11 protein-coding genes, 1 pseudogene and 1 riboswitch are annotated in these 11,457 nt (G+C 61.2%); of the genes and pseudogenes, 3 read left to right on the forward strand and 9 right to left on the reverse strand.

Annotated features, from left to right (window positions below; all coding sequences use genetic code 11):
* Positions 1-2: 2 nt before the first annotated feature.
* Both ROG8370_RS08750 and ROG8370_RS08755 read right to left on the reverse strand, forming a co-directional pair.
* Positions 3-527 (reverse strand): DUF6446 family protein, encoded by a 525-nt coding sequence (locus tag ROG8370_RS08750; protein ID WP_085826718.1) that lies wholly within the window; start codon positions 525-527, stop codon positions 3-5.
* Positions 527-1,456, reverse strand: a complete 930-nt coding sequence (locus ROG8370_RS08755) for a glycine--tRNA ligase subunit alpha (RefSeq protein ID WP_085826702.1) — start codon at positions 1,454-1,456, stop codon at positions 527-529. The genes ROG8370_RS08750 and ROG8370_RS08755 overlap by 1 nt, the downstream gene beginning before the upstream one ends.
* Positions 1,457-1,622: 166 nt before the next feature.
* On the opposite strand from ROG8370_RS08755, the gene ROG8370_RS08760 reads away from it, so the two are divergent.
* Both ROG8370_RS08760 and ROG8370_RS08765 read left to right on the forward strand, forming a co-directional pair.
* A complete protein-coding gene (locus tag ROG8370_RS08760; RefSeq protein WP_085826703.1) occupies positions 1,623-3,377 on the forward strand; it encodes a serine protease in 1,755 nt (584 codons plus the stop codon).
* 139 nt (positions 3,378-3,516) lie between these two features.
* Positions 3,517-3,801, forward strand: a complete 285-nt coding sequence (locus ROG8370_RS08765) for a hypothetical protein (protein WP_085826704.1) — start codon at positions 3,517-3,519, stop codon at positions 3,799-3,801.
* Positions 3,802-3,804: 3 nt separating this feature from the next.
* Here the strand turns inward: ROG8370_RS08765 and ROG8370_RS08770 are convergent, their stop codons facing one another.
* The 7 genes from ROG8370_RS08770 to metZ all read right to left on the reverse strand — a co-directional run bounded on the left by ROG8370_RS08770 (position 3,805) and on the right by metZ (position 10,956).
* Positions 3,805-5,412 carry a 5-guanidino-2-oxopentanoate decarboxylase gene (locus tag ROG8370_RS08770; RefSeq protein ID WP_085826705.1) on the reverse strand — a complete coding sequence of 536 codons (1,608 nt, stop codon included), beginning with the start codon at positions 5,410-5,412 and terminating at the stop codon, positions 3,805-3,807.
* Positions 5,413-5,433: 21 nt separating this feature from the next.
* Positions 5,434-6,882 (reverse strand): TrkH family potassium uptake protein, encoded by a 1,449-nt coding sequence (locus tag ROG8370_RS08775; RefSeq protein ID WP_085826706.1) that lies wholly within the window; start codon positions 6,880-6,882, stop codon positions 5,434-5,436.
* 65 nt (positions 6,883-6,947) lie between these two features.
* A complete protein-coding gene (locus ROG8370_RS08780) occupies positions 6,948-7,175 on the reverse strand; it encodes a hypothetical protein (protein WP_085826707.1) in 228 nt (75 codons plus the stop codon).
* A 183-nt stretch (positions 7,176-7,358) separates the two neighbouring features.
* Complete coding sequence (locus ROG8370_RS08785; protein ID WP_085826708.1) at positions 7,359-7,580, reverse strand: hypothetical protein; 222 nt, start codon at positions 7,578-7,580, stop codon at positions 7,359-7,361.
* A gap of 127 nt (positions 7,581-7,707) precedes the next feature.
* Entirely contained in the window at positions 7,708-8,349 is a 642-nt protein-coding gene (locus ROG8370_RS08790; protein WP_085826709.1) for a hypothetical protein, read from the reverse strand.
* Between the two features lie 181 nt (positions 8,350-8,530).
* Positions 8,531-9,631 carry a GTP cyclohydrolase FolE2 gene (folE2, locus tag ROG8370_RS08795; protein ID WP_085826710.1) on the reverse strand — a complete coding sequence of 367 codons (1,101 nt, stop codon included), beginning with the start codon at positions 9,629-9,631 and terminating at the stop codon, positions 8,531-8,533.
* 140 nt (positions 9,632-9,771) lie between these two features.
* Positions 9,772-10,956 carry an O-succinylhomoserine sulfhydrylase gene (gene metZ / locus ROG8370_RS08800; RefSeq protein WP_085826711.1) on the reverse strand — a complete coding sequence of 395 codons (1,185 nt, stop codon included), beginning with the start codon at positions 10,954-10,956 and terminating at the stop codon, positions 9,772-9,774.
* A gap of 57 nt (positions 10,957-11,013) precedes the next feature.
* A riboswitch (SAM riboswitch) is annotated at positions 11,014-11,090 on the reverse strand.
* 243 nt (positions 11,091-11,333) lie between these two features.
* Here metZ and ROG8370_RS21400 point away from each other — a divergent pair.
* Positions 11,334-11,457, forward strand: a pseudogene (locus ROG8370_RS21400) (IS110 family RNA-guided transposase); the annotation flags it as partial.

An 11,457-nucleotide genomic window follows, 5' to 3' on the forward strand; every position in this document is an offset into this window, starting at 1 on the left:
ACTCAATACCCTTTGGGAGGTTCGGGGCAGTCATCGGGCGCGCGCTGACCATCAAAGACCACCACGCCACAGCGGTTGATCTGATGCCAGACAAAGCCGCGCCCGTCGTCGGTAATGGCAACCACGCGGTCAACGCCGTAAGACACGTCGCGCTGTCCAAGATAGGCAAGCGCGCGGCCCTCTTCCAGCGCAAGGCCGATGGCCTGTGCATCATAGCACTCAAACCAGCCCGGCGCGGTCAGCGGCTCGGCGGTCTCGTAAATCTCATAGGTCTCGCTGAGCATGGCGTTGCTCATCGTGGTGGTGAAACAGGCGCGATAGCGGATCGGCGAGCTGTCGGCATCAATCGCCTCGAACCCGTCATAAAGCACCGGCTCTGCCTCGCCCGACACCAGCGAGGTCAACTGAACGTCATCGGTGCCGGTCGCCGCCACGTTTTCGTAAAAGTAATAGACCTGCAAATAATACATGGCCGCACCGGCCACCAAAGCTGTGACCAAGATCACCCCCGCTAATATCTTGCCCATCATGCGGCGTATCCCCCCGCTTCGGTCTGTACGAAGGCATCGGCGCATTTCTTGGCCAGCGCCCGCACACGCCCGATATAGGCCTGTCGTTCTGTCACACTGATCACGCCGCGCGCGTCCAGCAGGTTGAAAAGGTGGCTTGCCTTGATGCATTGATCATAGGCCGGATGCACCATCACGATCCGCTGCCCTGTCTTGGGGTCGTCATAGGGATGGCTCAGGATCGCCTCGCATTCGGCCTCGGCCTCTTCAAAGTGGCGCAACAAAACCTCGGTATTGGCGATATCAAAGTTCCAGCGGCTGTATTCCTGTTCGGTCTGGCGAAACACATCGCCATAGCTCAGCGGGATTGATGCGTCGGGGTCATTATAGGGCATGTCCATTACATGATCGACGCCAAGCACATACATCGCCAAGCGCTCAAGCCCATAGGTCAGCTCGCCCGAGACCGGCGCGCAATCATGCCCGCCGACCTGTTGGAAATAGGTGAACTGGCTGACTTCCATGCCGTCGCACCACACCTCCCAGCCAAGCCCCCAGGCGCCAAGCGTCGGGCTCTCCCAGTCATCCTCGACAAAGCGGATGTCATGCAGATCCATGTCGATGCCAATCGCCTTGAGCGAGCCAAGGTAAAGGTCCTGGAGATCGGGCGGGCTCGGTTTGATCAGCACCTGATACTGATAGTAATGCTGAAGGCGGTTCGGGTTCTCGCCATAGCGCCCGTCGGTGGGCCGACGCGAGGGTTGCACATAGGCCGCCGCCCAGGGTTTGGACCCCAATGAGCGCAGCGTCGTGGCCGGGTGAAACGTGCCGGCGCCCACTTCCATGTCATAGGGTTGCATCATCGCACAGCCCTGCCCCGCCCAATAGGTCTGAAGCCGCAGGATGATTTCCTGAAAACTGCGTGGTTTGCCGTTTGTTTGCGCCATCTTCGCCCCCGGGGACCGCCGCTGAAATTGCCAGTCTTACCTACGGCCCCCGTGCGTCAGGGTCAATCAGGCCACCGCGCATATTTTGGGTGCATCGCGCGGCATTTTTGCTAAAACCCCTTAAAGCCCCGATGCGAACAGACGGGGCAGGAATTAAGGGAAGCCGATGACGCGTTACTTTTTGGGATTTATGTTAACGATTTTGCTCTGCGCACCTGCGGCCTGGTCACAGGACGAACCGCTTGTCTGGGTGCAGATCGAAGCCCAGCCAAGCCTTGCCGAAGCCCAGGCCAGTGCCCGCCGCTATGGCGCGGACTTGCAGGATGTGAACGGCTTTTCCCTCGGGCGCGGCTGGTATGGGATTGCCCTTGGCCCCTATCGGCGCGACGAGGCCGAGCGCGTGCTTCAGGTCTATCGCAACGAGGGCGTGATCGCGCGCGACAGCTATATCGCCGAATCCTCTGATTTTCAGCGTCAGTTCTGGCCGGTCGGTGCCAACCTGTTGACACGCACCGAACCCGCTGTGCCGACGGCCCCTGCCCTGAACTCTGCGCTCGCGCAGGTCGTCGAACCCGCCCCCGCGCCAGACCCCGCCGCGCCGGATGAGACCCCGCGGGAGGCCCGCGCAAGCGAGGCCCGGCTTGACCGCGACGGCCGCGCCGCGCTTCAGATCGCCCTCAAATGGGCCGGCTTTTACGGCGGCGCGATCGACGCGGCCTTTGGTCAGGGCACCCGCGCCTCGATGGGCCGCTGGCAAGAGGCCAACAATTTTGAGGTAACCGGCATTCTCACAACAGCGCAACGCCGCGAGCTGCTGCGCCAGTATAACGCCGTTCTCGAAGGGCTTGGCCTTGAGATGGTGCGCGACACGGCGACCGGCATTGCCGTCAAGCTGCCGATGGGCGTGGTGGAGTTCGACCGCTACGAGCCGCCTTTTGCGCATTTCAAACCCAAAGGCGACATCGACGCGCGGGTTCTGTTGATCAGCCAGGAGGGCGGCCGCAACACACTGGCCGGGCTGTACGACGTCATGCAAACCCTTGAAATCGTGCCGGAAACCGGGCCGCGCAACCTTGAACGCGACAGCTTTCGCCTGATTGGCGAGGGCGCCCTGCAGATTTCTCAGACCGAAGTCTGGTTGCGTGACGGGCAGATCAAGGGCTTTACGCTGATCTGGCCTGCGGGCGACGAAGAGCGCCGCAATCGCCTTTTGGGCCAGATGCAGGACAGCTTTGAGTGGCTCAGCGGTACGCTTGACCCCGCGGCCGGCAATACCGCCGAACAGCGCATTGATCTGGTCTCGGGGCTGGAAGTGCGCAAGCCCAAACTCTCGCGCTCGGGCTTTTATGTCGATCAGGGCGGCGCTGTTCTGACCACGTCAGAGGTGGTGCAAAACTGTGGCCGCATCACCATCGACGATATGTATGACGCGGCCATCAGGCTTGACGACGCCGAGCTTGGCATCGCCCTCTTGCGCCCCACCGAGCGGCTTGCGCCGCAGAACGTGGCCACCTTTCAGGACCTGACCCCGCGCCTGATGTCCGAGGTCGCGGTCGCGGGCTATTCCTATGGCGGCATCCTTGGCGCGCCGACGATGACCTTTGGACAGCTTGCCGACCTGCGCGGATTGAACGGCGAAGAGCATCTCAAGCGGCTGGCGATCACCGCGCTTGACGGCGATGCCGGCGGGCCGGTGCTTGATGCGGGCGGCGCGGTTCTGGGGATGCTTTTGCCGCATATCCAGAACGGGCGCGCCCTGCCCGAGGGGGTAAGTTTTGCCGCCAATACCGGTGCTCTGCGCCAGGTTTTGATGCAAAACGGCATCACGCCACGCATCACCGCGGAACTGGGCGATATCCCAGCTGAGGCGCTGACCGATCGCGCCGGGGCGATGACCGTGCTGGTCAGCTGCTGGGAATAATCCCGCCCCAGTTTAGCGCAAATCCTAAGTATTAACGGCGTCCCGAAGGGGGCGCCTTTAAGGTTTTGGAAAGGGGTTAAGGACACCCTGACGGCATGTGGTGAGGGGTGTTGTCCGGGCCAGGTCAGGAGTTACCAAAATGAAGAAATTCACGCTAGTCGCCGCATCAGCGCTTATTGCCCTTGCCAGTGCGGCACAGGCCGGATTTAGCGAAAAAGTCGCACGCGCGGCCATGATCCATGTCGGCGGCACCACCGCCATGCCCGCCGAAGGCTATAGCTCGCAATGGTGGACGCATCCGATTGGCTGTGAATATTCGCGCGCCGGTCGGCCCGGTGAAACGGTCTGGTACCTGATCATCAACACCGCGCGCCCCGGCTGTCCGACCTATATCGTCCAGCACGGCTTTAGCGACGTCTACTAAGGCTTAACCGATCCCCAGTGCCGAGGTCATATGGATAAGCGTCGGGCGGTCCGCAACAAGCGCCGCCCGCACCGCATCCTGTAACGCCAGGTGGGTTTGCGGCGCCTCTGCATAGGCGCCATAGGCACGTGCAAGCGCGCAGAAATCGGGGTTATGGGCGATCACCGCATTGGGCGCGATCTGGGCGCGCACCATGCTGTCCTCGATTTCTTTCAACTTGCCATTGTCCCAGAGCAGGATCGGCAGAGGCAAGCCAAGCTCGACCGCCGTGCCAAGCTCCTGCACGGTATACTGAAACCCGTAATCCCCCGCGATGGCAATGGTCGGCTTGCCGCGCCGTGCCACCGCCCCGCCAATTGCGGCGGGCAGGGCATAGCCAAGCGTGCCAAAGCCGGACGGGTGATGCCAATGGCCCGGATGCGCCATCGGCCAGACCTCGTTGGCGACATAGGCGAATTGGGTCATGTCCGAATAGATCATCGTATCTTCGGGCAAAACGGCGCGCAGCACCTCGCAGAGCGGGGCCACGCCGGGGCGTTCGGCATCGCTCTCGGCGCGCCACCGCGCCCGCGCCGCCGACACATCGCGCGCGCGCCAGCCATTGGTGCGGCGCAAATCGCGCGTCAAAAGAGCATCGCCCAAAGCCCCGGCATCGGCCAGAACCGCGGTATCGCAATTGCGGGCACCGACAAGCTGTGCCGGGTCGATATCCACCCGGATCAGCGGCGCCGTGTGCCCAAGATCATCGCGCCAGAGGTCATTTTCCGACAATTCCGTGCCCACGGCCAGCACAAGGTCGGCCTCGGCGATCACGGATGCACTGTCGGGGCGCGCAAGGTAGGTGCCAAAATCAAGCGGCGCCTCGGCGCCCATGATGCCGCGCCCGGCATAGGTGGTGAATGTCGCCGCGCCAAGCCGCGCCACCACTTGCCGCCAGGCATCAGTCGCGCGCACCGCGCCGCCGCCAAGGATGACAAGCGGCTTTTGCGCGCCGTTCAGCGCCTCGGCCACGCGATCGACCAAGGCATCGGCAATCGCAGGCGCCACCGCCAGCGGGCGGGCATCAGGCGCGGCGCCCGCAACACCTTCGAGCGCGGAAATCGGCACCTGGATGTGCTTGGGGCGGGCGCGCGTGCTGGCGAACTCGGCCAGGGCCCGGTCAACAAGGTGATAGGCGCTCTGCGCATCGCGGGCCTCATGGCTCCAGTCGCAGACACAGGCCGCCGCGCCGCATTGATCCAGCATCTGGTGCAATTGCCCGGTCTTGGCCGCCACATCGTCAAGACAGGACGACAGCACCAGAACCGGCACAGAATCCGAATAGGCCTGTCCCATCGGCGTCATGATATTGCACAGCCCCGGCCCGGTGATCACATAGGCCACCCCCGGCGTGCCACTGGCGCGGGCATAGCCATCGGCCATAAAGCCCGCCCCCTGTTCGTGGCGCGCCAGAACATGGGTGATGCCCGCCTCTTCAATGCCGCGATACATTTCCTGATTATGCACGCCGGGAATGCCAAAGATGGTCTCGACCCCGCGCGCCTTGAGCATATGGCTGATCTGCGCCCCAAGCGGGGTCTGCGCGCGAAATGTGCCGGTTTGATCAGCCATTTGAAGCCTCCAATATCAGGGTCAGGGCCGCCAGAAGGCGGGTAAAAGCAATACCACGACCGCGACGATTTCAAGCCGCCCCATCAGCATCGCAAGGATCATCAGCGCCTTGGCCTCATCCGGAAAGCCATGCAGCGCCCCGCTTGCGGCGACGTTTTCGCCAAACACCGGGCCGATATTGAAAATCGAGGTCCAGGCCGCGGTCACCGATTCAAGAACCGTCAGCCCGGTCAGCTCCAGCGCCACGCTGAAAAACCCGAGCGACAGGATGTAGAAGGTGAACAAAAGCATCACCGATTGCAGAACCTCATCCTCGACCCGGCGCCCCTCGTGGCGCAGGATCATCACGCTGGACGGGTTGAAAATTCGCCGGGTCTGCTGAGCAAGTGCGTTCAGCATAAGCTGATAGCGGAAAATCTTGATCGAACAGCCGGTCGACCCGGTACAGCCGCCAATCGCCCCCACGATGATCAGCACCACAAAGGGCATGTGCCCCCATCCCATCAGATCGCCATCGCCATAGCCGGTGCCCGAAAAGATCGACACGACGTTGAACAGCCGCTCGCGAAACCGCGCTTCGCTAAGCTCGCCAAGCTCGACAAGGTCATAGCCCACCACAAGGATCACCGCATAGCCGATCCAGCGCAGATAGGTGCGCACCTGCGTGTCGTGCAACAGCGGGCGGATATTGCCCTGCACCCCCTGCATCATGCGCACGAAGGGCAGGCTGGCGAGGATCATGAAAACCACCGCCACATATTGCGGCGCACCGGGGAAAGAGGCGAAGGACGCGTCCGACGTCGAGAAACCGCCCGTCGACACGGTCGTCAATGAATGCACCGTCGCCTCGAAGGCATCCATGCCGAGCGCAAGGTAAAACAGGGTGCAGATCGCCGTCAGGCCAAGATAGACGTTGAGCACCCCTTTCGAGATATCAAGTGTGCGCGGCAGGGCCTTGCCGAAGGTGTCAAACCCCTCCGAGCGGAAAAACTGCATGCCGCCGACGCGCATCACCGGCAAAAACACAAGCGCCACGATCACGATCCCAAGCCCGCCCAGCCATTGCAGGATGCCCCGCCACAGCAGGATGCCCTTGGGCAGATCATCAAGCCCCTCAAGAACCGTTGTTCCGGTTGTGGTCAGCCCGGACATCGATTCGAAATAGGCATCGACAAAGCCAAGCCTGGTCTCGCCAAGCATGAACGGGATCGCGCCAAAGAGCGGCAGCATCGCCCAGACCAGCGTGGTCAGCAAAAACGATTGCTGAATGGTAAGCCCCTCATCGATCGAGTTTTTGCAAGCAAGCGCCACAAGCCCGCCAATCAGGCAGGTGATGATAAGGCTTTCGGCAAACACCGGCCAATGCTCGCGCCCCTCGGCGATATCCACCAAGAGCGGCAACGCCATGGTAAGCCCCATGGCCATGACCATCAGGCCAACAAGATATCCCACGGGACGCATATCAAACATGACGCGCAGAGTTGGGCTTTGGGCGCGGTGCTGTCAAGCGCGATGCGCGGGTTTCGCGCGCGGTCCTAGCCCGAGAGGATATCCTCGAACACAAAGGCCGGGATTTCCTTGCGCACAAGCCCCATCGCGGCCAGCTCGCTATCGCTCAGCTCGTACATCTCGGCCAGGCTGGCAAGGCGTTTGCGGCTGATAAGATAGGCATTCATCCCGGCCGCATGTTCGGCCAGAAACAGATCCAGGTCGCGCCGCCACGGAGCGGATGGAAATCGAGTGTAAAGGTCTTGGTCGGCCATTTGGAACCCCTTTCGTCGGATCAAAAGACGGGCTCCTCCCTGAGGCTGATATAGGGCGGGCTTACCGTGATTTCTTGCGGGAAGTGAACCAACACGCAAAGTGTTGCCGCAATGCAGCATAAAGAAACCCCGGCGGGATCGGCCCACCGGGGTACTCTGACTGTCTGCACAACCTCGCGGGGCTCAGGCGTAAAACAGGTCTTTGAAAACGTGATAGGCGATGTCTTCGCGCCGGATGCCCATGCGCGTCAGCTCTGCATCGGATTTCGCTTCCAGCGCTTCGATCCGGTTGCGGCGCGATGTGACCTGGCTGTGACGCTCAAGGCCGCGCATCAAACCCGCTGTGAATTTTTTCCAGCCGTCGCGCAGGGGCGATGCCGGGATATTCGTTGTAATGTTCGCCATTGGAAACCTCACTTGCTTTGGTGTTCAGGTTTCCTCCCTGCTCACAAGGTAGGTCAGTGCCATTGACGTTACCACCGTCAATTCGGAATGGCCGGGTTGCACCAGATGCATCCCGGCCTGCAAGTCATTATTTTCTTTTGCTTTTCTTGCCACGCACGGGCATGGCAGGCGGCATGGACGGTTTGCGGTGGGCCTTGGCCGAAACCGAGGTCGGCTCGCTGGCTTTAGCGGTCGGTGCGACAGGCGCGGCTTTGACCTCTGCCTTAAGCGGGCTTTGCGCCGGAACGGGTTGTGCCACCGGGGCCGCTCTGGGCGCTTCGACTTTCGCCGGGGCCGTAACCGTGGCTTTGGCGACCGGTGCCTGCGCAACCGAGGTCTCTTTTTTCACAGGTGCCGGTGCTTCAGCCAGCGTCTTTACCGCTACAGGCGCCGGTGCTTCGGCCAGCGTCTTTACCGCTACAGGTGCCGGTGCTTCGGCCAGCGGCTTTGCCGCTATGGCGGGCTTGGCCGCGGATGGGGTCACCGGCTTGGCGACGGGCTCGGCAACCGTCTCGGCAACCGCTGCCTTGACAACCGTCGCCTTGGCAGTGGCCGCACGCGGCGCGCGGGTCGGCGTCGCGGCTTTTGCCTTCAACTGACCTCCGAACGGTCCGGCCTGCAAGGTGGCCTGTCCAATGACCTGCGCCACGCGCAGATTGCTTTCGATCATGTAGCCGGCAAAACGGAGCCCGGCAGCGGAAAGTTTAAGCGGATAGTCGGGAGCAAGCATATCAGTATCCTTTTGAGCCAGTTCAAAAGCGCGTAACCCGCGTCTAGTGACACGAGCGTAACGCAAGGCATGCCGTCGGTGTCACTGAATTGGCTTAACGTCAATTCCATTCACGCACGATACGCGGGAAACTGCTGAAATTTTACACGCAATGGCGGGCAAATGGGCAGGTCACCCTGCCCTAGCGCCCATGAATCAGCGTGTGAAACAACTTGGGGTCAATGCTGTCAGAGGCAAAGGCCTCGCCCTCTGTCAAAACGCTGACCGCGTCATGACTATGCAGGCTTTCCTGATGGCTCGCGACCACACGGAAATCGCCAATCCGCGGCTCGGCCAGCAATTGCTCGCAGAACAGGCGCGCGGCATCCTCGACAAAGATCGGATTGGCGGCGTTCAATTCGGCAAAGGCCTGTTCATCCTCGCGCTTGACCATGACTTGGGTCTCGGTCGGCACCGCGCGGCGTGCCAGCTCGATCAAATCCTCGAACCACAGGCAATCGCCCGGCATCACCTCGACCGAAATCCGCGCAACCGAGCGCTGCGAATGCGGCGTCGCCAATTGACCGCGCGCCGAACGTGCATGTTCAGACAGCTCAAGCGAACAGGGGCAGGTCGAGGAATAGACGTAATCGAGATGCATGAACTTGCGCCGCGCACCGCCGGTCTCCACCAACTCAAGCGCGATATCGTAATACTGAAATCCGTCCAGCCCCGAGCGCAAGGAACGCACCCGCGCCGGGTAAGACAGCCGCATTTGCAGGCGCGCATCGAGACTGTCGAGATCGGTGATGTAATCGTTCAGCGCGGCTTCCATCACCTCGAAACTAAAGGTTTTTTCGGCATGCTTGTAAAAACTGCGCATGATCCGGGACATATTGATGCCCTTGCGGTCGGCCTCTAGGCTGACGGTGCCGGTCACGGCGGTTTCAAGCGTCAGGTCGCCGTTGTCACGGGTATGAAACCCGATCGGCAGGCGGAAATTGGAAATCCCCACATGCTGAAGATGCTGCTTGCTGCCACGAATAAGCGAGCTTGGCCCGTTCTGAAGATCGGGCAGCGTCGTGCGATAGGCCGCATCAACGGTGAAATCCTCTGGATAATGACGCGTCAGCGCCGGATAGTTCGACATCTCCCCCGTCGGTAAAAGCCGCGCGATCGACGGCTCAAGATCGGCCACCTCTTCGGGCGTGGCCGTGTGGGCCCAGGCACGCAACAAGGCAAGCGCCTGTTTCGCGTCATCCCGGTCCGGCGCGCTATTCATCTTGGGCGGGTGCACATTCATCACCAGGTTCCTTTTACGTGCTGCCAGACTTATGACATAAGGCGGCTTGCAACAAATTGCCAATTTCGTAATGATATACGGCAAAAGCGGCAAAATGGATCAAACACGCCCCGGATCATGCGGCCCAAGGCGGCTCGCGCCTAACCGGCGCCATCCAGCGCGCGGGTGATATCGGCAATCAGATCGTCGCAATCTTCAAGCCCCACACTCAAGCGCACAAGGCCCGGCGTGATGCCAAGGCTCGCCTTTTGCGCGGCCGGAAGACGTTGATGCGTGGTGGTGGCGGGATGGGTGGCAATCGACTTGGCATCGCCCAGGTTGTTGGAAATCACCACGATCTCAAGCGCATTCAAAAAGCGAAATGCCGCCTCTTGCCCGCCCTTGAGGTCAAGCGCAAGCACAGTGCCGCCCTTGCCCATTTCACGCTGGACAAGATCATGCTGGGCATGGCTCGGATGGCCCGGATAGATCGCCCGCGCCAAGGCGTCGTGCCCTTGCAGGGCCTCGGCAATCGCCAGGGCCGTATCGGCTTGGGCGCGCACCCGAAGATCAATGGTTTCCAACCCCTTGAGCATGATCCAGGCCGTGAAGGGCGACATCGAACCGCCGGTATGCTTCATATAGGGCTCAAGCGTGCCGCGAATAAAGTCGCGTGTGCCAAGCACAACCCCGCCAAGGGCACGCCCCTGCCCGTCGATATGCTTGGTCGCGGAATAGACAATCACATCGACGCCCTGCTCAACCGCGTTGGAAAAGACCGGCGTGGCAAAGACATTGTCCACGATCACCAGCGCCCCGACGGCATGGGCAATCTTGGCCACCGCGGCCACGTCGATCACCTCAAGCGTCGGATTGGCAATCGATTCGAAAAAGACCGCCTTGGTGGCGGGGCGAATCGCCGCCTGCCATTGCGCAAGATCGGTGCCATCGACGAATGTCACCTCGACTCCGAACCGCGTCAGAACCTCTTCGAGCACGTAAAGACAGGACCCAAACAACGCCCGCGCCGACACGACATGGTCGCCCGCGCGCAAGCAAGAGGTCAGCGCGCCACTGACCGCCGCCATGCCGCTGGCGGTGGCAAAGGCATCCTCGGTGCCCTCAAGCGCCGCGATCCGGTCTTCGAACATCGCCACGGTCGGATTGCCGTAGCGGGCATAGATGAACTCGTCGCGGCCTGCCTTGATAAACCGCTCCTCGGCGGCCTCTGCGGTGTCATAGACAAAGCCCTGCGTTAGAAAAATCGACTCGCTGACCTCGTTATACTGGCTGCGACGAGTGCCGCTGTGCACCATTCTGGTGCGACGTTTCCAAGTCTCGCTCATGTTCGTCCTCCGGGCGTAATCGCCCACAAAAAAAGCCCCGACGCGGTCAAGCGAAAGGGGGCTTTCATCCTGACCTTTTAGCGGTTTATTTAACGTGGCCCGCAATCCGGTAACAAATCGCCACGGCCCATCGATTACCGCGCGCCGCCACGGGCGTCAACACTGCGGCACAGGTTTCACGCAACCGTCATCAACCGCCCGCCTGCTCCCGCTGCTTCTTCTTGGCAAAAATACTGAACCACTACCGGCTGGCGCCGGTAGGATCAGCGATGTGCTGTTCCAGGTACTGAAGATGGGGTGGTTGCCGCCCTCCCCTGACGGCATCGCAATGTGCCAAGATGGTGGTCTGTAGACCATCTAACGGAGAGGACGGCAAAATGAAGGATACAATGATTGGTGTAGATCTGGCGAAGAGTATTTTCCAGGTTCACGGGGCATTGCTGTCGGGGAAGGAACAATTCCGCAAAAAACTGACACGGCCCCAGTTCTGGAAATTCATGT

This window comes from Roseovarius gaetbuli, from assembly GCF_900172365.1.
GTDB lineage: Bacteria > Pseudomonadota > Alphaproteobacteria > Rhodobacterales > Rhodobacteraceae > Roseovarius > Roseovarius gaetbuli.

Excerpts from the sequence above, each read along its gene's own strand:
- metZ (WP_085826711.1), bottom strand. The coding sequence starts at position 10,956 with ATGAGCGAGACTTGGAAACGTCGCACCAGAATGGTGCACAGCGGCACT.
- ROG8370_RS08755 (WP_085826702.1), bottom strand. The coding sequence starts at position 1,456 with ATGGCGCAAACAAACGGCAAACCACGCAGTTTTCAGGAAATCATCCTG.
- ROG8370_RS08770 (WP_085826705.1), bottom strand. The coding sequence starts at position 5,412 with ATGGCTGATCAAACCGGCACATTTCGCGCGCAGACCCCGCTTGGGGCG.
- ROG8370_RS08765 (WP_085826704.1), top strand. The coding sequence starts at position 3,517 with ATGAAGAAATTCACGCTAGTCGCCGCATCAGCGCTTATTGCCCTTGCC.
- ROG8370_RS08785 (WP_085826708.1), bottom strand. The coding sequence starts at position 7,580 with ATGGCGAACATTACAACGAATATCCCGGCATCGCCCCTGCGCGACGGC.
- ROG8370_RS08775 (WP_085826706.1), bottom strand. The coding sequence starts at position 6,882 with ATGTTTGATATGCGTCCCGTGGGATATCTTGTTGGCCTGATGGTCATG.
- folE2 (WP_085826710.1), bottom strand. The coding sequence starts at position 9,631 with ATGAATGTGCACCCGCCCAAGATGAATAGCGCGCCGGACCGGGATGAC.
- ROG8370_RS08750 (WP_085826718.1), bottom strand. The coding sequence starts at position 527 with ATGGGCAAGATATTAGCGGGGGTGATCTTGGTCACAGCTTTGGTGGCC.
- ROG8370_RS08790 (WP_085826709.1), bottom strand. The coding sequence starts at position 8,349 with ATGCTTGCTCCCGACTATCCGCTTAAACTTTCCGCTGCCGGGCTCCGT.
- ROG8370_RS08780 (WP_085826707.1), bottom strand. The coding sequence starts at position 7,175 with ATGGCCGACCAAGACCTTTACACTCGATTTCCATCCGCTCCGTGGCGG.
- ROG8370_RS08760 (WP_085826703.1), top strand. The coding sequence starts at position 1,623 with ATGACGCGTTACTTTTTGGGATTTATGTTAACGATTTTGCTCTGCGCA.